The sequence below is a fragment of the Microbacterium sp. NPDC055988 genome, from assembly GCF_042269505.1.
Lineage (GTDB): Bacteria > Actinomycetota > Actinomycetes > Actinomycetales > Microbacteriaceae > Microbacterium.
Window position 1 is genome coordinate 1,240,801 of record NZ_JBHJXY010000001.1, and the last position, 23,285, is coordinate 1,264,085.

Annotated in this window: 17 protein-coding genes; 7 read left to right on the top strand and 10 right to left on the bottom strand. The window is 68.6% G+C overall.

Annotated elements, in window-relative coordinates; genetic code table 11:
• From ACFC14_RS06160 to ACFC14_RS06195, 8 genes are all read right to left on the bottom strand, one after another.
• A partial coding sequence (locus tag ACFC14_RS06160) for an RICIN domain-containing protein (protein ID WP_376101864.1) occupies nt 1-2,348 on the bottom strand: 2,348 nt, incomplete at its 3' end.
• 203 nt (nt 2,349-2,551) lie between these two features.
• Entirely contained in the window at nt 2,552-4,264 is a 1,713-nt protein-coding gene (locus tag ACFC14_RS06165; protein WP_376101866.1) for a hypothetical protein, read from the bottom strand.
• A gap of 298 nt (nt 4,265-4,562) precedes the next feature.
• Entirely contained in the window at nt 4,563-6,218 is a 1,656-nt protein-coding gene (locus ACFC14_RS06170) for a hypothetical protein (protein WP_376101868.1), read from the bottom strand.
• Between the two features lie 289 nt (nt 6,219-6,507).
• Complete coding sequence (locus tag ACFC14_RS06175) at nt 6,508-7,557, bottom strand: VWA domain-containing protein (RefSeq protein ID WP_376101869.1); 1,050 nt, start codon at nt 7,555-7,557, stop codon at nt 6,508-6,510.
• On the bottom strand, nt 7,554-8,540 hold the full coding sequence (locus tag ACFC14_RS06180) for a VWA domain-containing protein (RefSeq protein ID WP_376101871.1): 987 nt from the start codon (nt 8,538-8,540) through the stop codon (nt 7,554-7,556). Before ACFC14_RS06180 ends, ACFC14_RS06175 begins: the two co-directional genes overlap by 4 nt.
• Nucleotides 8,531-9,019: a hypothetical protein gene (locus ACFC14_RS06185; RefSeq protein WP_376101873.1), complete on the bottom strand. Its 489-nt coding sequence runs from the start codon at nt 9,017-9,019 to the stop codon at nt 8,531-8,533. Before ACFC14_RS06185 ends, ACFC14_RS06180 begins: the two co-directional genes overlap by 10 nt.
• Nucleotides 9,006-9,893, bottom strand: a complete 888-nt coding sequence (locus tag ACFC14_RS06190; protein WP_376101875.1) for a DUF58 domain-containing protein — start codon at nt 9,891-9,893, stop codon at nt 9,006-9,008. Before ACFC14_RS06190 ends, ACFC14_RS06185 begins: the two co-directional genes overlap by 14 nt.
• A gap of 8 nt (nt 9,894-9,901) precedes the next feature.
• On the bottom strand, nt 9,902-11,002 hold the full coding sequence (locus ACFC14_RS06195) for an AAA family ATPase (RefSeq protein WP_376101877.1): 1,101 nt from the start codon (nt 11,000-11,002) through the stop codon (nt 9,902-9,904).
• Between the two features lie 307 nt (nt 11,003-11,309).
• Here ACFC14_RS06195 and ACFC14_RS06200 point away from each other — a divergent pair, with 307 nt between their 5' ends.
• The gene (locus ACFC14_RS06200; RefSeq protein WP_376101879.1) at nt 11,310-12,734 is read left to right on the top strand and encodes an NAD(P)-binding domain-containing protein; all 1,425 of its coding nucleotides are present in this window, start codon (nt 11,310-11,312) and stop codon (nt 12,732-12,734) included.
• 138 nt (nt 12,735-12,872) lie between these two features.
• Here ACFC14_RS06200 and ACFC14_RS06205 read toward each other — a convergent pair whose 3' ends face one another.
• The gene (locus tag ACFC14_RS06205; RefSeq protein ID WP_376101881.1) at nt 12,873-13,607 is read right to left on the bottom strand and encodes a Pr6Pr family membrane protein; all 735 of its coding nucleotides are present in this window, start codon (nt 13,605-13,607) and stop codon (nt 12,873-12,875) included.
• Between the two features lie 106 nt (nt 13,608-13,713).
• Here ACFC14_RS06205 and ACFC14_RS06210 point away from each other — a divergent pair, with 106 nt between their 5' ends.
• Complete coding sequence (locus ACFC14_RS06210; protein ID WP_376101882.1) at nt 13,714-15,876, top strand: adenylate/guanylate cyclase domain-containing protein; 2,163 nt, start codon at nt 13,714-13,716, stop codon at nt 15,874-15,876.
• Nucleotides 15,877-15,878: 2 nt separating this feature from the next.
• Nucleotides 15,879-17,303 (top strand): mechanosensitive ion channel domain-containing protein, encoded by a 1,425-nt coding sequence (locus ACFC14_RS06215; protein WP_376101884.1) that lies wholly within the window; start codon nt 15,879-15,881, stop codon nt 17,301-17,303.
• A 6-nt stretch (nt 17,304-17,309) separates the two neighbouring features.
• Here the strand turns inward: ACFC14_RS06215 and ACFC14_RS06220 are convergent, their stop codons facing one another.
• Nucleotides 17,310-18,242, bottom strand: coding sequence for a DMT family transporter (locus ACFC14_RS06220; protein WP_376101886.1), 933 nt, complete (start codon nt 18,240-18,242; stop codon nt 17,310-17,312).
• A 342-nt stretch (nt 18,243-18,584) separates the two neighbouring features.
• On the opposite strand from ACFC14_RS06220, the gene ACFC14_RS06225 reads away from it, so the two are divergent.
• The 4 genes from ACFC14_RS06225 (at nt 18,585) to ACFC14_RS06240 (ending at nt 23,158) form a co-directional block, all read left to right on the top strand.
• Nucleotides 18,585-19,871, top strand: coding sequence for an adenylosuccinate synthase (locus tag ACFC14_RS06225; protein WP_376101888.1), 1,287 nt, complete (start codon nt 18,585-18,587; stop codon nt 19,869-19,871).
• An 11-nt stretch (nt 19,872-19,882) separates the two neighbouring features.
• A complete protein-coding gene (locus ACFC14_RS06230; protein WP_376101890.1) occupies nt 19,883-20,992 on the top strand; it encodes a lactonase family protein in 1,110 nt (369 codons plus the stop codon).
• A 68-nt stretch (nt 20,993-21,060) separates the two neighbouring features.
• A complete protein-coding gene (locus tag ACFC14_RS06235; RefSeq protein WP_376101892.1) occupies nt 21,061-22,482 on the top strand; it encodes an MFS transporter in 1,422 nt (473 codons plus the stop codon).
• A 100-nt stretch (nt 22,483-22,582) separates the two neighbouring features.
• Entirely contained in the window at nt 22,583-23,158 is a 576-nt protein-coding gene (locus ACFC14_RS06240) for a biotin transporter BioY (RefSeq protein ID WP_376101894.1), read from the top strand.
• The last annotated feature ends 127 nt before the right edge of the window (nt 23,159-23,285 follow it).

Sequence of the window (23,285 nt, forward strand, 5' to 3'; positions counted from 1 at the left end):
GAGCAGGTCCATTGGAGCACCGGTGTGCCGTCGGCCTGGCCCGAGCCGGAGACGGCCAGGCAGGCTCCGGTTGCGACGTTCTTCAGCTGGAACTTGCCGTTCGGTTTCGGGACGATGGTCCACTTGTGGGATGCGGCTCCGGTGATCGTCTGCTGCACGGCGGGAGATGCGGTGCCGGAGACCCCGACGGCCTTCCCGCTCTCTTCGGCGACGATCGTGATCGTGCCGGCGGGACGCAGTTCGAACTGGAGGTAGCTGGCCCCGGAGGTCACGCCGCAGCTCCACTGGCCGTAGCTCGCTCCGTCGGCGATGTTGCCGTCGCGGAGGGTGAGGCATTTGCCGGAGTGGCTGGTGGCGAGCTGGCTGTAGCCGTCGCCCACGTCGTTGCGGCTCCACAGGAAGTTCGGGCTGTCGGAGCAGGTCCATTGGAGCACCGGTGTGCCGTCGGCCTGGCCCGAGCCGGAGACGGCCAGGCAGGCTCCGGTTGCGACGTTCTTCAGCTGGAACTTGTTGTCCGCCTTCGGGACGACGGTCCACTGCTGGGACGCGGCTCCGGTGATCGCCTGCTGCACGGCGGGAGATGCGGTGCCGGAGACCCCGACCGCTTTCCCGCTGTCCCGTGCGACGAGTGCGACGGTTCCGGTGGGTGGTGCGACCGTGGCGACGCCGCTCGTGGCGGTGTTGCCGTTGCTGTCCCGTGCGACGACGGTGTATTGCGGCAGCGGACCCGTCGGGGCCGCCGTGTCGACGAGCGCGAGGTTCGGACGCTTCCACCAGGTCGCATCGGCGGTGGTGGTCGCCACCGGTGTCGAGGTGCCCGACCGGTAGAGCTCGTAGGCCAGAGTCAGATCGTCGCGGTCCCAGTTCGCCGGGATCGAGACGGTGACGCGGCGGGCGTCGTCCGCTGCCCGGGTGGCCGTGGCGCCCCACTTCTCTCCGGCGAGGCGGGGCTTGTCCTTGGCTCCTCCGGGAGGTGCCGTGGAGAAGCGGACGAGTCCTTCGAACTGGCCGTTGTTGACCGAGCGGAATTCGCCGCCGACGGAGATCATGTCGCCGGTGCCCGTGATCGACAGGCCGGCCTGGCCCATCCCGGTGGTGACGCCGACGGCCCAGTCGGGTGTCCAGGCGTATGCCGAGGGGGCTGGGGTTCCGGCCCAGTCCTTATAGTTCACGTTCGGCTGGTGGCCAAGCGTGCCTCGTGCGTCGGCGGTGAAGGCTTCGGAATAACGGTGCGTGCGCGGCGTCTGCTCCGGGTGGAGGCCGTTGGTCTCGCAGGCGTGGGTGTGGCTCGTGGTGTAAACGACCTTGCCCGTGGAGTAGACACCGTAATGATCGCCGATGCAGTCGGAGATCCAGCGGACCTTGCCGGTCCCGGCCTCGGCGGCGAACGTGCCTTCGAGGTTGGCCGTCTCGACCCCGGCATATGCCCAGCCGGTGCCGTACACGCCGTTCGCGTCAGCTGCGAGTCCGAAGATTCCGGACTTTCCCGCGGTGTCGCCCGTGGTCAGGCCGTTCTTGACCGTGCGAGGGAGTTCCCAGGCCGCGTCGACGAGTCCGGTCGTCTTGTCGACCGCTCCGATGCCCCGCAACTCGGTGTTGCCGCTGATCTGCGAGAAGCGTCCGCCGATGATGGTGTCTTTCCCCACCGGATCCATCACCATCGCGTCGACCTGTGCGTCGGGCTGCGGTGCCCAGGGCAGCAACGCGCCGTTGGTGGCGTCGAATGCGGCGAGATTCTTCCGCGCGGTGCCGTTGCCCTGCGTGAACAGACCGCCGGCGTAGACCGACGATCCCGATGTCGTGAGGGCGTAGACGCCGGATCCGCCGATCGACGGGATGAAGCCGGGAGCCAGTTCGCCGGTTGCGGCGTCGAGGGCCGCGATGTTCCACCGGTCCTTGCCGTTGACGGAGTTGAACGAGCCGCCGATGTAGATCCGCTTGCCGTCGGGCGAGGCGGCGACTGCTTTGATCACTCCGTTGACCTTGGGCGCGAAGGGCAGCAGCGCACCGGTCTGGATGTCGTAGGCGAGCACGTTGGACCGCGCGGTGAGCGCGGTTCCGGGTGCGGCTTTCGGCTCGCGGGCGTTGTCGAACTTGCCGACGGCGTAGACCGTGGATCCGATGGTCGTCTGCGCCCAGACGTAGCCGTTGTCGATCTGGACGGTCGGAATCGGATCCGACGTGACGACGTTCTCGTCCCGTTGCAGCAGAGGCGGCGGTGACGCCGGCTCGTCCGCCGCCACCGCCGCTCCTCCCCCGAAAGAGACCAGGCCGCTGACGACCAGGACACCGACGACGGCGCCGATGGCCGTCTTTCGGGCGCGCTTCAGCGCAAGGTAGTTCCCCATGATTTTGATTCCCCAGTGATCTGATGCCGACCTTCCGGCCGACATGACATCGCCGCGCGATCCTGACCGAGACGGCTTCCCCACGAGTCCGGACTCAGTCGGTTCGCAACGACGAACCCCCAGTCGAAGCACGATAGCTATCGACATGTAAAATAATAGCATATGGGACGCGAGTGTGTCTACGGTTCGTCCCCGACTTCGGACTAGCCCGTGGCGTTCCCGGCGATGATGCCGCTCGAGGCGGTGTTGCCATCGCCATCCTTCGCCACCACCGTGTACTCCGCCGATGTCTCGCTCGTCGCTGTCGGGTCCACAAAGGTGATCTTCGGTCGATTCCACCACGTCGCGTCGGCGGTCGTCGTGGCCACCGGCGTCGGGCTGTCGGATCGGTGGAGCTCGTACGTCAGCGTCAGGTCGTCTCGATCCCAGTTGGCGGGGAGGGTGACGGTGACGCCCTGGGTGCCTGCGGCGTTCGGCGCCACAGTTCCCGTCCAGCTGTCTCCGGAGAGGCGCGGCTTGTCCTTCGCCCCTCCCGGAGGCTGCGTGGAGAAGCGGACGATGCCTTCGAACCGGCCGTTGTTGACCGAGCGGAACTCGCCACCGATGGAGATCATGTTCCCGGCACCGGTGATCGACAGTCCCGCCTGACCCAGTCCTGAGGTCACGCCGACGGCCCAGTCCGGAGACCAGTTGTAGGCCGAGGGAGCGGGTGCGCCCACCCAGTCCTTGTAGTTGGGCGCGGCCGGCTGGTGCCCGAGCGTTCCGCGGGCGTCGGCGGTGTAGGCCTCGGAGTAGCGGTGCACGCGCTCGGTCTGCTCGGGGTGCAGGCCCATGGTGCCGCACGAGTGGGTGTGACTCGTCGTGTAGACGACCTTGCCCGTGGAGTAGACGCCGTAGTGGTCTCCGATGCAGTCGGCGACCCAGCGGATCTTGCCGGTGCCGGCCTCGGCCGCGAACGTGCCTTCGAGATTTCCGACTTCGGCGGCCGCGTAGACCCAGCCTGTGCCGTACACGCCGGTGGCATCGGCCGCGAGCGCGAAGATTCCGGCCTTGCCTGAGGCGGTGCCGCTGTTCGATCCGTTCTTGATCGAGTCGGATGCCAGCCAGGCGGTGTCCACGGCGCCGGTGGTCTTGTCCACGGCGCCGAGGCCCCGCATCGTGGTGTCGCCGCTCACCTGGGAGAAGCGTCCGCCGATGATCGTGTCCGCCCCGGCGGGATCCATCACCATCGCGTCGACCTGCAGATCAGTCGTCGGCGCCCAGGGCAGCAGAACGCCATCAGAGGCATTGAACGCGGTGAGGTTCTTCCGTGCGGTGCCGTTGGCCTGCGTGAACAGACCGCCGGCGTAGACCGACGACCCGGAGGTGGCGAGGGCGTAGACGCCGGATCCGCCGATGGAGGGAATGAAGCCGGGCACCAGCTCGCCGGTCTTCGCGTCGAGGGCGGCGATGTTCCAGCGGTCTTTGCCGTTGACGGAGTTGAAGGATCCGCCGATGTAGATCCGGCTGCCGTCCGGTGAGGCGGCGACGGCTTTGATCACCCCGTTGACCTGAGGTGCGAACGGCAGGAGAGAACCGGTCTCGATGTTGTAGGCGAGCACGTTCGAGCGCGCGGTGAGTGCCGTTCCCGGTGCGGCCTTCGGCTCGCGGGCGTTGTCGAACTTGCCGACGGCGTAGACGGTGGACCCGATGCTCGTCTGCGCCCACACATAGCCGTTGTCGATCTGGACGGTCGGAATCGGATCCGACGTGACGACGTTCTCGTCGCGTTGCAGCAACGGCGGCGGCGTCGACGAGACTTCCGCCGCCACCGCCGCTCCGCTGCCGAACGAGACCAGGCCGCTGACGACCAGGACACCGACGACGGCGCCGAAGGCCGCCTTCCGGGCGCGCCTCAGCGCAGAGTTGTTCCCCATGATTCTGATTCCCCAGTGTGTTGTTCTGCCGACCCCAGATCGGCATGTCATCGCCGTGCGCTACCGACGGAGACGGCTCCCCAGAAGCCATACTCAGTCGGTTCGCAACGACGAACCCCCAAGTCGAAGCATGATAGCCATCGACATGTAAAATAATAGCATATCGGATGCTGGTTCGCGAATCGGGCGTCCTCGGCTTCCGCGGCGGGACCAGCAGAGCCGACCTCGGGGCAGCCCGAGGTCGGCTCTCGTCCATTCCGTCGCGGATGCGCGGAGCAGGGTGCCGGGAGAACTTCGGCTAGTTCGGAGCGTTCCAGGTGATGCCGCCGCTGGTGGCGGTGTTGCCGTCGCCATCCTTCGCCACCACGGTGTACTCCCGCGGTGTCTCGCCGGTCGCCGTCGTGTCGACGAGCGTGACGCCCGGTCGATTCCACCAGGTCGCGTCGGCCGTCGTGGTCGCCACCGGAGTCGAGACGCCCGAGCGGTAGAGCTCATATGTCAGGGTCAGATCGTCGCGGTCCCAGTTGGCGGGAAGGGTGACGGTGACGCCCTCGGAGGCGACGGCGCTCGGTTCTGAACTTCCCGTCCAGTTGTCGCCGGAGAGGCGCGGGCTGTCCTTCGCCCCGCCGGGAGGGGTCGTGGAGAAGCGGACGATGCCCTCGAATTGTCCGTTGTTGACGGAGCGGAACTCGCCCCCGATGGAGATCATGTTCCCCGTTCCGGTGATCGACAGACCGGCCTGCCCCATCCCCGTGGTCTGACCGACGCCCCAGTCCGGAGTCCAGGAGTACGCCGACGGGGCCGGAGTTCCCGCCCAGTCCTTGTAGTTGGCGTTCGGCTGATGGCCCAGCGTCCCCCGTGCGTCGGCCGTGAAGGCTTCGGAGTAGCGATGCGTGGGCTGCCTCTGCTCCGGGTGCAGGCCCACCGTTTCGCACGCGTGGGTGTGACTCGTCGTGTAGACGACCGTGCCGGTGGAGTACACGCCGTAGTGGTCTCCGAGGCAGTCGGCGACCCAGCGGATCGCGCCGGTGCCGGCCTCGGCGGCGAACGCCCCTTCCAGGCTGACCGTCGCGCCCGTGCCGAAGGACCATGCGGTTCCGTAGACGCCGGTCGCGTCGGTGGCGAGGCCGAAGATGCCGGCTCGGCCCGCGGCACTCGCGGTCTGCACGTTCCTGATCGTCTCGGACGCCTGCCAGGCGGAGTCCACCGCACCGGTGGCGCCGTCGACGGCGCCGATGCCCCGCCGCGTGGCGTCGCCGCTGATCTGCGTGAATCGTCCGCCGATGATCGCGTTCGCCCCGGCGGGATCCATCACCATCGCGTCGATCTGCTGGTCGGTCTGAGGCGCCCAGGGCAGAACGGTCCCGTTGGTGGCGTCGAATGCGGCGAGGTTCTTCCGCGCGGCGCCGCTGGCCTGCGTGAACAGACCGCCGGCGTAGACCGAAGAGCCCGAGGTGGTCAGCGAATACACGCCCGATCCGCCGATGGACGGGGCGAACCCCGGCACCAGTTCGCCGGTCTTCGCGTCGAGGGCGGCGATGTTCCAGCGGTCTTTGCCGTTGACCGAGTTGAACGAGCCGCCGATGTAGATCCGGCTGCCGTCCGCTGAGGCGGCGACGGCCTTGATCACCCCGTTGACCTGAGGTGCGAACGGCAGCAGCGCCCCGGTCTCGATGTCGTAGGCGAGCACGTTCGAGCGCGCGGTGAGCGCGGTTCCCGGTGCGGCCTTCGGCTCGCGGGCGTTGTCGAACTTGCCGACGGCGTAGACCGTGGACCCGATCGTCGTCTGCGCCCACACATAGCCGTTGTCGATCTGGACCGTCGGAATCGGATCCGACGAGACGACGCTGTCGTCGCGTTGCAGCAATGGCGGCGGGGAGGCCTCGGCCGCCGCCGCTCCACCGCCGAACGAGACCAGGCCACTCACGACCAGGACACCGACGACGGCGCCCATAACCGTTTTCCGGACGCGCTTGCGCGCAAGGTTCTTCCCCATTTGTGTTTCCCCAGTGTTCGATGTCGACCCTCGAGTCGACATGACATCGCCGTGCGTCTCCGACCGAGACGGCTTCCCCAGGAGCCCCAGATCCGGTCGGTCCGCAGCGACGAACCCATGCCACGGCTGGTCAGCCGGTGGCAGGTAAGACGATACGGAACGGTGGCCGGGAGCGCCACGGATCCTGCTCCTGCATACCGGTTTCCGTGAAGCCGCACCGGTCGCGGCGGGCGCGAAACGGCCGGTGTTACCGCCCGCTGCCGCCGGGGTGCCGCTGCCGGGTCGGACGCAGGTGACGGAGTTTCGCGATCAGGGTCGTCGCGCGGGCGAGCTCGATGCCCAGGATGAGGAGGATGACCAGCGCCGCGACCCAGTAGAGCTCGGTCACGTTGCCGACCTCGCCCGACTCGGCGTAGTTGGTCGTCGTGGCCGGCGCTTCCGGCAGCGCGGGGTCGGCCTCCGCTGTTCGATGCTCGTACTCCACGCCGAGCTGATCGGCGATGGCCCCCAGGTTCGTCTCGTCGATCACCGAGAGCGCGTCGGAACCCTCGTACTGGATGTACTCGGCACCGCCCTCGGAGAGCCCACCCGAAGTGACGCGCATCGGCCCGCCCTCCGCGGTGCCGTAGCCGAACACGGCCCCTGCGTCGGTGTACTTCTCGCTCGAACTGAACGACTCGGGCTCGCTGTCGACCGTCTGCTCGCCGTCGCCGAAGTAGAACACCATCCGCGAGCGGTCGGGGGATGACTCGGCGGCCGACGCGAGGGTCTCGGTCAGCAGGGGCGCCGCGATGCCGATCGAGCTGCCGCGCGACTGACTCGTCACCTCGGGCCGCAGCACCTCCAACGACCCCATGAGTGCCGTGGTGTCGGTGGTGAGCGGCATCCGCAGCTCGGCCGCCGCATCCGAGGTGATGAGGGCGAAGCGGGCTCCCGGGTACTCCTCGACGAGCGCTCGCACGTCGTCGCGGATGCCGTCGAGCCGCGGCTCGCCGTCGCCCCAGTCCTCGGCCACGATGCTCGCGGTCGTGTCGACGACGAGCACGATGTCGGTGTCGGTCGCGAGAGTCTGGGTGGCACCTCCGGGGAGGCCGGGGCGCAGCAGCAGCGCGACGCAGGCGAGCACCAGCACCAGGCGCATCGCCCAGAGTGCACGGTGTCCCGCGACCGTGCGGGTGTCGGCGGGCGCACCTCCGGCGGATCGGGGCGGTCGCACCAGGATCCAGATCGCGAGTGCGGCTACGGGCGCGCACAGCAGCAGGATCAGCAGCGGGTTCAGCACGGGTTGGAAGATCACAGTCGTACCCTCCACAGCACCACGACCAAGCCGAGGAGGCAGACCGCGAGCACCGCGATCCAGAGGTTCGGGGCGTCCGTCCAGACCACCTGCGCCTCGCCGCGCAGCTCGGTCGCCTCCTGCTCCTGCACCTGCTCGACGATGTCGGAGACCGTCGTCGTGTCGCGCAGACCGAACGCGGCCCCGCCGGTGGACTCAGCCGCGGCAGAGAGCTCGGCGCTGACGTCGGCATCCTTCCCCTGCACCGGATTCAGCGCGAACACTCGCACTTCCTTCGAGGCCGCGTAGGCGGCGGCCTCTTCGAGCGTGACGATGGAGGCACCGTTGACCTCGTTGTCGGTCGCGAAGATCACCGACCGAGAACGGTCATCGCCCGGGCGATCGAACCCCATGGTGCAGGCGGCGAGACCGTCTCCGATCAGGGAGGCGCCGTCGCCGTTGAGGGTGCCGACCCAGTGTTCCGGGATCTCGTCGACGTAGTCGAAGCTCCGCGTCATGCTGTCCAGGTGCTCGCGGATGAAGTCGTAGTCGTCGGTCAAGGGGAAGATCTGCACGGGCGAGCTGTTGAAGATCGTCAGCCCGATCCGCTCCCCCTCGAAGTCGTCGAGCAGCTCTTCGAACACCGTCAGCACCTCGACGTCGACCTCGGACATCGAGCCGGAGACGTCGAGGCACAGCATGATGTCACGGCTCGTGTTCACGGGCTGGATGGTCTGGGCAGACATCGGCCGAGCGGCCACGACGCCCGCGACGATCGCGGTGACCGCGCCCAGGGCGAGGATGCCGGACAGGGCGAGGGCTCGCCGAGCCAGCGCCTTCCGGAACGTCGGCAGCGACCGCAGTCGTTCGGCTCGAGCGACGCGTGCCGTGTCGCCACTACGACCGCGTCCGCCCCGCCGCAGGCCGAGGATCAGGCCGATCGCGACGGCGACCACGACGACGGCGACCGCGGCGACCAGCATCCACACGTTCGCTAGTGCCACGCCCGCACCACCGTTCGTGCGGCCTCGGCGCCCGCGATCGGATCGATGGCCGGCCCGGGGCGGAAGATGCTGGGGTAGTAGTGCCGGCCCATGGCGTCGATGAGGGCAGGGTGCACACCGCGCGCCACGAGATCGTCGAGCGCGAGCACCGGAGCCTCCAGGCCGCTGTACTCGTTCACGAACGTGCGGACGACGCGGCTCAGCTCGAGGTTCGCCTGCCGGGCGCTGAGTCGGCTCTCGCGGTAGTCGTTCTCGATCTGCTGGATGCGACCCATGTACTCGGTGCGCAACTGCGACAGCACGTCGATGATCAGCGGCGGATGCCCGGTGGCCTCATCCGCGGGCAGGGTGCGGCGGGGACGGGTGAGCGCGATGAGCAGCCACGCGCCGAGGACCAGGAGGACGAGGATGCCGATCGCGAGCAGCATCCATCCCCAGCCGTACTGCGCTGGCGGGTAGAGCTCTTCAGAGCCGGGCATTCGACCTCCGGTTCAGCAGCTGCAGCAGCTGCGCGACGGCGTCGTCCTGCCCGTCGAGGGAGGAGTGGCTGATCTCGAGGCGGGTGAGGAGCTCATCGCGGCGCGCGGCGTCGGCATCGTGCTGCGCGGTCAGCTCCTGCACGATGGCACGGTCGCCCTGCACGAAATCCGGCACCTGCCAACGGCTGTCCGCATCGCTGCGGATGCGTCCGGTCGAGTGATCCAGCACGGGGTCGGCATCGCGCAGCGTGAGCCAGAGCACGTCGTGCTGCACGCGCAGGCGGCGCAGCATCCGCTCGGTCTCGCTCGTCACGGGGGCCTCGTCGGTGATGACGACCACGATCATGCGGCGGGAGATCGTGCGCGTCACGAACGAGAGCAGCGCGTCGCGGTCGCTGGGCGCCGAGCTGTCGTCGATCGCCCGGTCGATCGTGCGCAGGGCATGTTCGAGCGCACCCTCGCTGCGGCCGGGCGCGAGACGCCGCACTTTCGCCGAATCACCGTAGACGGTGCTGAAGTCGTCGCCGTGGCGCAGCGTGAGCACGCCGAGCACCCCGGTCGCGAGGATCGCCAGCTCCTTCTTCGATTGCTCGTCGGCGGCGAGGGCAGACATCGAGCGACCCGTGTCGACCACGAACAGCACGGTGTGCATACGGGTGGCGCGGGAGCGCTTGACCAAAGGAGTGCCCAGGCGCGCGGTCGCCCGCCAGTCGATGTCGCGCACCTGATCGCCGTACTCGTACTTGCGCAGATCTTCGAAGTCGAGGCTCCGCCCGTGCAGGAGCGACGCGTAGGCGCCGTCGAGCGCGTGCAGCGACTTGCGCGTCGAGTGGATGAAGAGCTTGCTCTTCACCTGCGTGATCAGGCTGGCCATCGGAGGGGTCAGGGCGTGGGGACCGACGCGAAGATCTGGTCGATGATCTCCTCGCTGCGCACGCCCTCGGCATCCGCTTCGAAGGTCAGCAGCACGCGGTGGCGGAGCACCAGGTGGCGCAGCTCGCGGATGTCTTCGGGCAGCACGTGGGAGCGACCCTTCAGCAGGGCCAGCGCGCGGGACGCCTGCAGGAACGCGATGCTCGCACGCGGGCTCGCGCCGTACTTGATGAAGCGGGCGCGCTCCTCGCCGATGTACGGCGCGGGGTTCCGGGTGACGTAGGCGATCGACACGATGTAGTTGCGGATCGCGGGGTCGACGTAGATGCGGCTCGCGACATCCTGCAGCAGGCGCACGTCGTCGAGGCTCACGGCGCTGGTCACATGCCGATCCGGGTCGAGCACGCCGGAGTCGATGCGGCTGAGCACCTCGAGCTCCTCGGCGGGACTCGGGTACTCGACGATCTCCTTGAGCAGGAAGCGGTCCATCTGCGCCTCGGGCAGCTCGTACGTGCCCTCCTGCTCGATCGGGTTCTGCGTCGCGATCACGAGGAACGGCTTCGGCAGGTGGTGGATCTCGCCGCCGATCGTGGTCTGGTGCTCCTGCATCGCCTCGAGCATCGCGCTCTGCGTCTTGGCGCTCGAGCGGTTGATCTCGTCGAGCAGCACGAAGTTCGCGTGCACCGGGCCGAGCACCGTGCGGAACGAGCCGGTCGCTGCGTCGTAGATCTGGTTGCCGGTGATGTCGCTCGGCAGCAGGTCGGGCGTGCACTGGATGCGTTTGAACTGCGCCTTAACGGTGTCGGCGAGCGTGCTGGCCGCGGTGGTCTTGGCCAGGCCCGGCACGCTCTCGAGCAGGATGTGGCCGCCGGCGATGAGCGAGACGAGCAGGCTGGTGCGCAGCCGCTCCTGGCCGACCATCTTCGCCGAGTAGGAGGTCGAGATGACGCGCAGCACCTCGGTGGCCCTGGTCATCTCGGCATCCGTCGGTGCGCCGTTCGCGGGTGTCGACGTCGCGGTCGAGGCGGCAGCGGGGGAGGGAGTGCGTGCCGGAGCGGGCGGGGGCGGAGGTGCGGCCGGATACGGGGATGCGGCGTTCACGTCATGCATGCTCTCTCCTCCTGAGGAGCGCGGCGCGACCCTCCGCCGACCAGCGTAATAGCTGCGCCTGTGGGGCGAAATTCTCCCCGTCGGGCGGAGTCGTGATCCCGAACTCTCCGCCCCGTGTCGAGATCTACGCCCCGGGGCGTACCCCCACCCGGCCCCCACCCGCCGGCGTCGACCACCGACACTGATAGCGTCGAAGGGCAGCCGCTTTCCGGGCAGGTCGAGCCTTTCGCTCCCACCGGGACAGAACTGTTCCTCGCTCGGATGCGGCCGCTGACCGATACATGACTGAAGAGTATGAGGACGATACGTGACGAGTAGAGAACGAGTAGCGATCATCGGCGCCGGCCCCTCGGGTATGGCGCAGCTGCGGGCCTTCGAGTCCGCAGCCCGTGCGGGGGCGGAGATCCCCGAACTGGTCTGCTTCGAGAAGCAGGCCGACTGGGGCGGACAGTGGAACTTCACCTGGCGCACCGGGCTCGACGAGTTCGGGGAGCCGGTGCACTCCAGCATGTACCGCAACCTGTGGTCGAACGGTCCGAAGGAAGCGCTGGAGTTCGCGGACTACAGCTTCGACGAGCACTTCGGCCGCCCCATCTCCTCCTATCCGCCGCGTCCGGTGCTGTGGGACTACATCGCCGGCCGCTTGGAGAAGAGCGACGTGCGCGACCTGATCCGCTTCCAGACCGTGGTGCGCTGGATCGAGTTCGACGAGGAGCGCGACGTGTTCACGCTCACCAGCGAGCACCTGCCCTCGGGTGAGTCGACTGTGGAGGAGTTCGACCGGATCATCGTCGCCAGCGGGCACTTCTCCTTTCCGCACATGCCGGACTTCGCCGGTATCGAGACCTTCCCGGGGTACATCAGCCACGCGCATGACTTCCGCGGAGCCGAGGCGTTCGCCGACAGGGACGTGCTGGTGATCGGCGCGAGCTACTCGGCGGAGGACATCGGTAGCCAGGCGTTCAAGATGGGCGCGCGTTCGGTGACGGCGAGCTTCCGCTCGGCGCCGATGGGCTACGCCTGGCCGGAGGGCATCGAGGAGCGCCCGGTCGTCGAGCGCTTCGAGGGCAGCACCGTATTCTTCGCCGACGGCACCTCGAAGCACGTCGACGCGGTGATCATGTGCACCGGGTACCTGCACAAGTACCCGTTCCTGCCCGACGACCTGGCTCTGTCGTCGCCGAACAACGTCTACCCCGACGGCCTGTACCGCGGTGTGGTCTGGCAGGGCAACCCGCGCCTCACCTACCTCGGCGCGCAGGACCAGTGGTTCACGTTCAACATGTTCGACGTGCAGGCCTGGTACGTGCGCGACCTGATCCTCGGCCGGATCGCGCTGCCGGATGAGGCCGAGCGCGCGGCATCCATCGCCGAGTGGCGCATGCGATTCGGGCAGATCGACTCGGCGGCGGCGGAGATCCGCTTCCAGGCCGACTACATCCGCGACCTGCTGGAGCTCACCGACTACCCGGAGTTCGACATCGACCGCGTCGTCGAGATCTTCCTCGCGTGGAAGCACGACAAGCAGGACGACATTATGGGCTACCGCGACCGCGTGTACGAGTCGGTCATGACCGGCACCCTCGCGGTCGTGCACCACACCCCGTGGCTGGAGGAACTCGACGATTCGCTCGAGCGCTACCTCGACGTGGATCCGGACGCTGTCGAACAGGCGCGCCTCGTCGCCGGGCTGCCGCGCGACGACGACCGCGAGGCGCTCGCCGCCGTCTGATCGCCCGTCCCGCTCCCTCGTCCGGGCGGCGTGGGGCGGAATCCTCCCCGTCGGGCGGAGCTTTCATCCGGAAAACTCCGCCCCACGGTGAGATCTCCGCCCCACACGTGCCGTCGAGCGCGATGTCAGAGTGCGATGTCAGAGCGCGAGGTCGGCGGGCGGCACGGTGGCATCGGCCGTCGAGTCGGACACGACGGCCCGGCGTCGGCCGACCCACACCACGAGGGCGGCGGCGGCGATGATGATCGCGGCGATGAGGAGCACATAGAGAGAAACGCCGACGAAGCCGCCGCTCACCCGAGGGTCGAGGAACGGATACGGGTACCACCAGGCGTTCCCCGTCGCCGGCGCGATGACGAGGTTCGCGCGGATGAGCGTGTAGATCACCCAGACGATCGGGAAGATCGCGGCGATGCCGACGGTGCTCCAGCCGAGAGCCCGGCGTCGCGGCGCGAAGAGCACGTCGGCCAGCATGATGATCGGGATCACGACGTGGAGAACCTCGTTCGACCAGCCGACCGTCGATCCCTGCGGCAGCTCGATGCCGCGCAGCAGCAGGTTGTAGACCACCCCGGTGACGATCATGTAGGTGCTCGCGCACATCAGCAGCACCGCCAGCCAACGTGGTTCAGCGGTCGTCGTGCTCCGGTGCGCCAGCGCCCAGAAACCGCCGCATGCGAGCGCGATCGCCGCCAGCACGTTCGCCTCGATGGTGAAGAAGCTGAAGAAGTTCGCGACGACAGTGGGCAGGTGCGCGCCCCATTCGGTCGTCGCCGCGCCGGCGATCTCGAGGGAGCGGATGAGCTGCGCCACGATCGCCGCGACAGCCAGAACGGCTGCGGCGATTCGCACATAAGGCCACCAGGTCGTCATGTTCGCCTCCGGTCGTAACTGTAGTGGCAGAAATCCATAGACCGCGGGACCGATATATCGATATCGTCGGACCGTTCACGCAGGTGCGCGCATGGCGGAGGGGCAGATGAGCGACAGCGGTAGGGACTCGGTCGACGCGGGCGTGGTGAAGAAGAAACGCCGCTTCCAGCGCGCAGGGCTCAGCATCCAGTCCAAACTCCTCATCATGCTGCTGGCGGTGAGCTTGGTGTCGTCCGTGATCGTGGGGGCCATCGGCTTCGTCAACGGACGGCAGTCGCTGCACGACTCGGCGGTGGATCAGCTCATCACCATCCGCTCGATGCGCGCGGCGGAGATCACGACGTTCATCGAGAGCGTCCGCCGTGACGCGTCACTCAACTCCCGCAACCTGAGCGCACAGAGTATGTCGACGGCCGTCAACGCGGGCTTCGCGGAACTGGCCGACATCGAGCTCGACGAGACCCAGCGGTCTGAGCTCGAGGCGTATTACACGGACGTCTTCATCCCGGAACTCGAGGAGCGTTCCGGGGAGGAGTACGGCGACACGGCCTTCATCCCCGAGTCCGGCGCCGGTCAGTACGTGCAGTCCCAGTACGTCACGGGCAACGAGGACTTCGACGCCGACTACGACGCCCAGCTCGCGCTCAACGACAGCGGCGACGGGAGCACCTATTCGGCGGCGACCGGGCGCTACGGCGACTACTTCACACGCCTCGTCCAGGAGGCGGGATACGAGGACGCCCTGCTGCTCAACCTCGACGGCGATGTGACCTACTCCGCATACAAGGGCGTCGAGCTGGGCACGAACATCCTCACCGGTCCCTATCGGGATTCCGTGCTGTCGGAGGCATACGCCGAGGCGATCGCCACGAACTCCGTCAACACGGTGGTGCTGACCGACTTCGGTCGCTGGATCCCTTCGCTGAACGTGCCGACGATGTGGGTCGTGTCCCCGGTCGGAAACGACAGCGGCATCACGGGAGCCATGGCGTTCCAGATCTCGATCGACACGATCAACGACGTGATGACCGGAAACGAGGACTGGAAGGCGCAGGGCCTCGGAGACACCGGCGAGGTCTACCTGGTCGGACGTGACGACCTCATGCGCAGCACCGCCCGACGCCTCGTCGAAGACCCGGACGACTACGTGGAGCGTCTGATCGCCGGAGGCATGGCGCCGACCATCGTCGACCGCGTCAGCGCGATCGAGGGCACGGTGCTGTTGCAGCCGGTGAACACCAGGGCAGTGCAGGAGGCGCAGGCCGGCCGCAGCGGCTCAGTCGTCGGCCGGGACTTCATCGGTGGGGAGAGCGTCACCGCGTACGCCCCGCTCAAGATCGAGGGTCTCGACTGGGTTGTCATCGCGCGGATCGACACCGCGGAGGCATTCGAGCCGGTCAACGTCTTCACCCGCAACGTCCTGCTGTCCCTGCTCGGCATCATGCTCGGCGTCTCTCTGCTGTCACTGCTGCTCGCCCAGGTCTTCACGCGTCCGATCCACCGCCTCGTCGGCGCCGTGCACCGGGTGGCCGAGGGCGACCTCGACGTGCAGGTGCCGCAGGGCTCGCGCGACGAGTTCGGCGACCTCGGCAGCGCCTTCAACGACATGGCGTCGAGTCTGCGCATCAAGCAGGAGCTGATCGAGGAGCAGCAGAAGGAGAACGAGAAGCTGCTGCATACGCTGATGCCCGCAAGCGTCGCCACCAAGTACAAGCAGGGCGACGAAGCGATCACCGAGGCGCACGAGAACGTGTCGGTCGTGTTCGCCGAACTCGTCGGATTCGACGACCTCGCGCGAGACATGAGCGCGGAGGAGGAGATCGGACTCCTGAACACGCTGATGCGCGGGTTCGACGAGGCGGCGGAGAAGGCCGGGGTCGAGAAGGTGCGCACGCTGCGCGGCGGCTACCTCGCGTCGTCGGGACTCATCGTGCCGCGCGTCGACAACATCCGCCGCACAGTCGAGTTCGCGCGGAGCCTGCTCGGGGTGCTCGAGCGTTTCAACGCGCAGAACGGCACGCAGGTCTCGCTGCGCGCCGGCGTCGACACCGGAACCGTCACGAGCGGCCTCGTCGCGCGGACGAGCCTCGCCTACGACCTCTGGGGCGATGCCGTGAACCTCGCGTATCGGGTGCGCTCGGTCAGCGGCGAGCCGGGCATCTACGTGAGCCAGACCGTGCGCGACCGCACCCAAGAGCTGGTCACCTATGTCGAGGCGGGGACGGTGGAGACGCAGGGCAGGACCGAGACCGTGTGGAAGGTGGTCTGATCATGGGCGACGTGTTCACGGGCGGCTGGGGCTGGTGGGTGCTCGCGCTCGCGGTCGGAGTCCCCGTGCTCCTGGTCTTCCTCACCGAGCTGATCGGCGCTCTGACCCGTCGCGGCAACCCGGTCGCGAAGCCGCTGCGGATGCTGCGCAACTGGGTCATCCCGGTGGGCGCACTGTTCGCGCTGCTGGTGTTCGCCATCCAGTCCCCGGCCGATCAGGTGTGGACGCGCGTGGTCGCGACGGTGTTCGGGTTCCTCGTGATCCTGCTCGTGCTGTCGGCGTTCAACGTGGCGCTGTTCGCGAACGCGAAGCCGGGTTCGTGGCGGGAGCGCATCCCGTCGATCTTCGTGGAGATCGGTCGGCTCGTCCTGGTGGGCGTCGGGCTCGCGCTGCTGTTCTCGTGGGTGTGGGACGCCGACGTGGGTGGACTGTTCACGGCGCTCGGTGTCGGCTCGATCGTGATCGGTCTCGCCCTGCAGAACGCGGTGGGAGGCGTCATCTCGGGTCTGCTGCTGCTGTTCGAGCAGCCGTTCAAGATCGGCGACTGGCTGGATGCCGCTGGCGTGCGGGGCCGGGTCGTCGAGGTGAACTGGCGCGCGGTGCACATCGACACGGGCTCAGGTATCCAGATCGTGCCGAACTCGTCCCTCTCCGGTGCATCGTTCACGAATTTGAGCGAGCCGGAGGGGCCGTACTCGGCCGAAGCGGCCGTGAAGTTCTCGACCGACGATCCGCCGCACGAGGTGATGGCGCTGTTGGTCGAGGTGGCGGACTCGCTGCCGATGCGGTTGCAGCGGCAGCGGGCGACGGTCGACTACTCGGGCGCCGGCGCCTACGCGGTGTCGATCCCTGTCGCGGGTCCGGCCGATGCGTCTCGCGCGCTGTCGATGTACCTCTCCTGGCTCTGGTACGCCGCGCGACGCCGCAGTTTCGCGCTCGACGGCGACTCGACCGATCCGCTCGCCGAGCCCCAGCGTCTGGTCGAGGCGATGCACGAGATCGCACCGACCCTGCATCTGCGCGACGACGACATCGAGGCGATCCTCTCGGAGGCTCGGCTGGAGCGCTACGGCGTCGGCGAGATCGTGCTGCCCAGCGGAGTCGTGCCCGACGAGGTTCGCGTGGTGTTGTCGGGCCGGGCGGTGCTCGCCCTCGAGGTCGACGACGGTCGGGTGGAATTCGCCGCTGCGGAGAAGGGCGATCTCATCGGGCAGACCGCCCTCACCCGCGAGCGCACGCAGGCCGTGACGGTGGCCGGCGAGATCCTGACAGTGGTCGTGCTGCCGCTCACCACGATCGACGCACTGATCCGCACGCGTCCCCGCCTCGCCGCCGAGATCGGGGAGTCGCTCGAGCTCAAGCGCACTCTGGCGGCCTCGCGGCTCGCCGAGCTCGGGCTCGCGCGCGACGTGATCACCGGACGCTGATCGGCGTCAGGATCGTCGTCCCCACCGCAGTCGGGTGATGAGCACGCCGAGCAGGCACAGCGCGCCGCCGAGGAACATCAGCGGCGTCGGCACCTCGCCGAGGATCGCCCAGGACATCAGGATCGCGATCGCCGGAACCACATAGGTGATGGCGGAGGTCTGCCCAGCTGTGCTGCGCTGCAGCACGTAGGCCCAGGTCGTGAAGGCGATCGCCGTGGGGAAGATGCCGAGATAGACGACCCACAGCGTCGCGTCCAGCGGCGCGGTCTGGAGTGAGCCGATGAGAGGGCCGATCCACGGCAGCAGTGCGATGGTGCCGACGCCCGCGCCGAGCCAGGTGAGCGTGGTCGGGTCGACGCCCGAGGTGAGCAGGTGCTTCTGCACGAGCGTGCACCCGGCGTACATGACCGCGGCGAGGAGGGCGAGGAGCAGGCCCGTGATGTCGGGGCCCGCGCTCGTGGAGGAGTTCATGCCGATGAGCACGACTCCGAGGAAGGCGATGGGAGCCCCGATCACGAGCGGCTTCGGGAAGCCCTCGCGCAGGAACAGTCCGCTGAAGACCACGACCATGAGCGGAGCGAGGTTCACGACCATGGCCGCGGTGCCGGCGTCGAGGGTGAGCTCCGCGCTGTTCAGGGCGAGGTTGTAGACGCAGAACCAGCCGACACCCCACACCGCGATGAGCAGCCAGTGGCGGCGCGCGGGCAGGCGGATGCCGTGGCGCAGCGCGATGATCGTCAGCACGACCGTGCCCACTGCCATCCGCAGCAGAGCAAGGGCGCCTGGGTCGTAGTGCGGCCCTGCGCCCCGGATGCCGATGAACGCGGACGCCCAGAGCAGCACGGTGACCAGCGCGGCGATGAGCACGAGCGGCCCCTGCGCCTTCGGCGCTCCGGCGTCGGTGCGGATACCGGGGTCGCCGGGTGTGGCTCGTGACATCCTTCGATCCTCGCAGTGGCCTCCGACATCGGTCGACCACCCGAAGTGCCAACCGCCGTCACTTTCCCGCCGCCCTCTCCTCCTTCCCTCCCGAGCTGCTCCCGTCGCACTCCCGTCGCGCTCCGGTCGCACTTCGTGCCGCCCGTCCCGGCTCCGGGCGGCAGCAACTGCGACCGGAACGCGCAGGCTGCGACCGGAACGCGCAGGCTGCGACCGGAACGCGCAGGCTGTGACCGGACCCCGCAGAAAGGGGCGCACCCGAACCCTTCGATAGGATGGGACCGCCCGAAGAGGGCCAGCTCATCGGCCGGTGCGAACCCGGCGAAAGCCAGGGGGATACCCATGCCAGGAATCGTTATCGTCGGCGTGCAGTGGGGCGACGAAGGAAAGGGCAAAGCCACCGATCTTCTCGGTGAGCGCACCGACTGGGTGGTGAAGTTCAACGGCGGCAACAACGCCGGGCACACGGTCGTCGTCGGTGACGAGAAGTACGCCCTGCACCTGCTGCCGTCCGGCATCCTCTCGCCCGGCGTGACGCCCGTGATCGGCAACGGCGTGGTGGTCGACCTCGAGGTCCTGTTCTTCGAGCTCGAGGCGCTCTCCGCCCGCGGCATCGACGTGTCGCGCCTCAAGGTCAGCGCCAACGCGCACATCATCACGCAGTACCACCGCACGCTCGACAAGGTCACCGAGCGCTTCCTCGGCAAGCGCATGATCGGCACGACCGGTCGCGGCATCGGTCCGGCATACGCCGACAAGATCAACCGCGTCGGCATCCGTGTGCAGGACCTGTTCGACGAGAACATCCTGCGTCAGAAGGTCGAGGGCGCACTCGACCAGAAGAATCACCTGCTGGTGAAGATCTTCAACCGTCGCGCCATCACCGCCGACGAGGTCGTCGAAGACCTGCTGTCCTATGCAGAGCGGCTGCGGCCGATGGTCGCCGACACCGGCTACCTGATCGCCCAGGCGCTCGAGCGCGGCGACGTCGTGGTGTTCGAGGGCGGCCAGGCCACCATGCTCGACATCGACCACGGCACCTACCCCTTCGTGACGTCGTCGTCGGCCACGGCCGGGGGCGCGGCGACCGGCGCGGGCGTCGGACCCGGTGCGCTCGACCGCATCGTCGGCATCGTCAAGGCATACACGACCCGCGTCGGCTCGGGCCCGTTCCCGACCGAGCTGTTCGATGAGCAGGGCGAGTGGCTGCGCAAGCAGGGCTTCGAGTTCGGCACCACCACCGGCCGTCCGCGCCGGGTCGGCTGGTACGACGCGCCCATCACGCGCTACGCCACGCGCATCAACGGCATCACCGACCTCGTGCTCACCAAGCTCGACATCCTCACCGGCCTCGAGCAGATCCCGGTTTGCGTGGCCTACGACGTCGACGGCGAGCGGTTCGACGAGGTGCCGGTCAACCAGACCGACTTCCACCACGCGAAGCCGATCCTGGAGTACTTCCCCGGCTGGAGCGAGGACATCTCGGTCGCACGCACCTTCGAGGACCTGCCGAAGAACGCGCAGGACTACGTGCTGGCCCTCGAGAAGATGAGCAACACCCGCATCTCGGTGATCGGGGTCGGCCCTGAGCGCGATCAGGTCGTCGTCCGCCACGGCCTGCTCGACTGACCCGACGCTCCATGACGCGATTCTGGCTCGGTGGCTACGGCGCCGACATGGATGGATCAGCCGAGGGCATCGGCCTGCTCGCGGGGGATGAGGGCCGCGAGGCCTCGACGCTCGCCTACCGCGGTGCGGTCACGCAGACACCGTCGCCGTCGTGGCTGGCGCAGCATCCGACCCTCGACGTCGTCTACGCGTCGCTCGAAGGCAACGCCGCCGTGCAGGCGTTCGTCCGCAGCGGTGAAGGGGTGCTCGCCCCGCTGGGTGCGCCTGCGGGGGTCGGCGAGAGCGTCTGTCACGTGGCCGTCTCCCCGAACGGCTCGGCGCTGGTCGCCAGCTGCTACGGCGACGGACGTGTGGTGCGGTTCGACCTCGATCCGGAGGGTCGCATCCTGCCCGCGAAGCCGGATGCTGCGGCGGCGCTCCGCGCGGCCCTGTTCGGTGACGACGTCGACCCGGATGCTCCGGCAGTGGCCCCGCCCGGAGACGGCGTCGCGGCGATCGACCCGTACGCGGTGGGTGGCGACCGTGTCTCGCATGCCCACGCCGCGGTGTTCCTCCCCGACGGCCGCATCGCCACGACCGACCTCGGTTTCGACCTGGTGCGGTTCTGGCGGCAGAGCGGCACCGGTCTGACTCTCGACCACGAGGTCGTGCTGCCCCTCGGGACCGGACCGCGGCACATGGTCCTGCACCCCAGCGGACACCTGCACGTCGTGACGGAGTACTCCTGCGAGGTGTTCACGCTCGCCCGCGCGGCGGACGGCACGTGGAGTGTCGTGTCGGTGACCCTGACGAGCCCCATCGCCGAGGTGGGCAAAGACTTCCCCGCCGAGCTCGCCCGCACCCGCGACGGGAACTTCCTGTACACGGCCCTGCGCGGCAGCAACACCATCGCGGCGCTGCGCGTGCGCGGCGGGGGCGAGGCTCTCGAGTCGGTCGCGCTCGCCGATTCGGGCGTGGACTGGCCGCGCCACCACCTGGTGCACGAGGGCAAGCTGCTCGTCGCCGGGCAGCGCTCCGACACGATCACGCTGCTCGACCTCGACGAGCGCACGGGCGCGCCCCTCGGCATCCGTCATGAGGCCCAGGTCCCGACGCCGACGCACTTCCTGCCGGTGCGCTGACCAGCCGCCGTCGCATCGCGAAACCCGCGCTTGACCTCAACTTCACTTGAGGTTCTAGCGTCGTCTTCATGACCACAGAGACCGGGCATACGCCCGCGCCCGCCGCGGCCGCACCGCGCATCCTGAACAGCCAGTACGTCTGGATCACCATCGGCGCCTGCGCCCTGGTGTTCCTCGGCGCGTTCGAATCGCTGGCCGTGACCACCGTGATGCCCACGGTGAGCGCCGACCTCGGTGGCGAGCGGCTGTATGCACTCGCGTTCGCCGGCCCCCTCGCGACCGGGGTGATCGGCATGGTGATCGCCGGGAACTGGGCCGATCGACACGGCCCGGTGGCCCCGCTCTACACGGCCGTGGCGATGTTCGTCGTCGGCCTGCTCGTCGCGGGGCTCGCGCCGAGCATGGAGATCCTCGTCGCCGGCAGGTTCGCGCAGGGCCTCGGCAGCGGCGGGCTCATGGTGGCGCTGTATGTCGTGGTCGCCCGCGTCTACCCGCAGGAGCTCCACCCGGCGATCTTCGCCGGGTTCGCAGCGGCCTGGGTCATCCCCTCCCTCATCGGCCCGACGGTCGCGGGGGCGGTGACCGAGCTCTGGAGCTGGCACTGGGTCTTCCTCGGCGTGGTGATCCTCGTGCTCGTGGCGCTGCTGATGGTGATCCCCGCGCTCCGGGGTCTCTCGAACGAGGGGGATGCGACGACGCCGTGGGCCTTCGGGCGACTCGGCTGGTCGGTGCTGGCGGCGGCGGCCGTGCTCGCGTTGAACCTGGTCGGCGACATTCCCGGTGTGGGGCCGGTGCTGGCGGCCGCAGCGGTGGTGGTCGCTCTGATCGCGGTGCGGCCGCTGGTCCCGCGCGGAACGCTTCGGGCACGCCGCGGCCTGCCGTCGGTCATCCTCGTCCGCGGAGTCGCGGCTGCCGCGTTCTTCGGGGCGCAGGTCTATCTGCCGTACCTGCTGACCGATCGCTACGAGCTCTCACCGACGCTCGCGGGCCTCTCGCTGACCGGCGGCGCGCTCGCCTGGTCCGTGGCCGCCACGGTCCAGGGCCGGATGGGTGCTCGACTATCGAGCGTGACGGCCGTGCAGGTGGGGACGATCCTCGTGCTGGCCGGCATCCTGCTGATCGTCGCGACCGCGGGTTTCGGCTGGGATGCCCTGATGGTCGCGGTCGCCTGGGTCATCGCCGGGCTCGGGATGGGGCTGATGAGCCCGCGCACCAGCGCGCTCACGCTCGCGATGTCGACGCCGGAGAGTCAGGGATTCAACAGCGGGGCGATGACGGTCGCCGACTCGTTCGGGAGTGCCCTCGCCCTCGCCGTCACGGGCACGCTGTTCACGGCGCTTGCGGCCGGGGATCCGTTCCTCGGGGTGTTCGTGCTGGCCGCGGCGGTCGCGGGTGCGGCGGCGCTCCTCGCGCCGCGGATCCGCAGCCGGGCGGCTGGGACGGAAGAGGTCGGCGGCGGGTCGAGCGCAGAGAAGACGCCGGTGGGGTGATCGCGCGCGCGGCCGCTGCCGCCGGGATTTGCGCCGGACTCACCGTACTCGTACTCTGATGAACGGTGTTCAGGTGAACACCGTTCAGGAAGGATGCGCGATGACCGCTTCGACCCCAGACGCCAGTGCCACCCTCGGACGGGTGGCCGTCTTCGCCGCCCTCATCATCGTGCTCGGGACGGTCGTCGTCCCGCTGCCGGGCGGGGTGCCGATCACGGGGCAGACGCTCGGTGTCATGCTGGCCGGACTCGTGCTCGGACCGAGGATCGCTCCGTGGTCGATCGCCCTCGTGCTTGCGCTTGCCGCAGTCGGGCTCCCCGTGCTGGCCGGAGGCCGCGGTGGTCTCGGCGTCTTCGTCGGACCGACCGTGGGCTACATGATCGGCTGGATCGCGGGGGTGATCGTGATCGGGCTCATCATGCGCACCGGACGTTTCGCCTGGTGGCGTGCGGCCGCGGCCGCCCTCGTCGGCGGTGTGCTGGTGGTGTACGCGTTCGGCATCCCGGTGCAGGCCATCGTCACCGGAGTCCCGCTCGACCTCACCGCGCTGTCGAGCCTCGTCTTCCTTCCCGGAGACCTGATCAAGGTCGCGGCCGCCACGGTGATCGTCGTCGCACTGCGGCGTGCGTATCCGCGGGCATTTGCCGATCGTCGCCCTCTCGCACCGGCCGTTTGAAGGGGCTCGACGGCGAGCGGCGAGGCGGGGGGCCACGAAGAAGAGTTTCCGAAACCCCTTGGTCGTCATGTAACGTGTTACCCGACGGACTTTGGTCCCGTGACATGATCCCCGACGAATGTGATGC

Coding starts and splice junctions, on each gene's coding strand:
- ACFC14_RS06165 (WP_376101866.1), bottom strand. CDS start 4,264: ATGGGGAACAACTCTGCGCTGAGGCGCGCCCGGAAGGCGGCCTTCGGC.
- ACFC14_RS06170 (WP_376101868.1), bottom strand. CDS start 6,218: ATGGGCGCCGTCGTCGGTGTCCTGGTCGTGAGTGGCCTGGTCTCGTTC.
- ACFC14_RS06185 (WP_376101873.1), bottom strand. CDS start 9,019: ATGCCCGGCTCTGAAGAGCTCTACCCGCCAGCGCAGTACGGCTGGGGA.
- ACFC14_RS06190 (WP_376101875.1), bottom strand. CDS start 9,893: ATGGCCAGCCTGATCACGCAGGTGAAGAGCAAGCTCTTCATCCACTCG.
- ACFC14_RS06195 (WP_376101877.1), bottom strand. CDS start 11,002: ATGCATGACGTGAACGCCGCATCCCCGTATCCGGCCGCACCTCCGCCC.
- ACFC14_RS06205 (WP_376101881.1), bottom strand. CDS start 13,607: ATGACGACCTGGTGGCCTTATGTGCGAATCGCCGCAGCCGTTCTGGCT.
- ACFC14_RS06210 (WP_376101882.1), top strand. CDS start 13,714: ATGAGCGACAGCGGTAGGGACTCGGTCGACGCGGGCGTGGTGAAGAAG.
- ACFC14_RS06215 (WP_376101884.1), top strand. CDS start 15,879: ATGGGCGACGTGTTCACGGGCGGCTGGGGCTGGTGGGTGCTCGCGCTC.
- ACFC14_RS06220 (WP_376101886.1), bottom strand. CDS start 18,242: ATGTCACGAGCCACACCCGGCGACCCCGGTATCCGCACCGACGCCGGA.
- ACFC14_RS06225 (WP_376101888.1), top strand. CDS start 18,585: ATGCCAGGAATCGTTATCGTCGGCGTGCAGTGGGGCGACGAAGGAAAG.
- ACFC14_RS06230 (WP_376101890.1), top strand. CDS start 19,883: ATGACGCGATTCTGGCTCGGTGGCTACGGCGCCGACATGGATGGATCA.
- ACFC14_RS06235 (WP_376101892.1), top strand. CDS start 21,061: ATGACCACAGAGACCGGGCATACGCCCGCGCCCGCCGCGGCCGCACCG.
- ACFC14_RS06240 (WP_376101894.1), top strand. CDS start 22,583: ATGACCGCTTCGACCCCAGACGCCAGTGCCACCCTCGGACGGGTGGCC.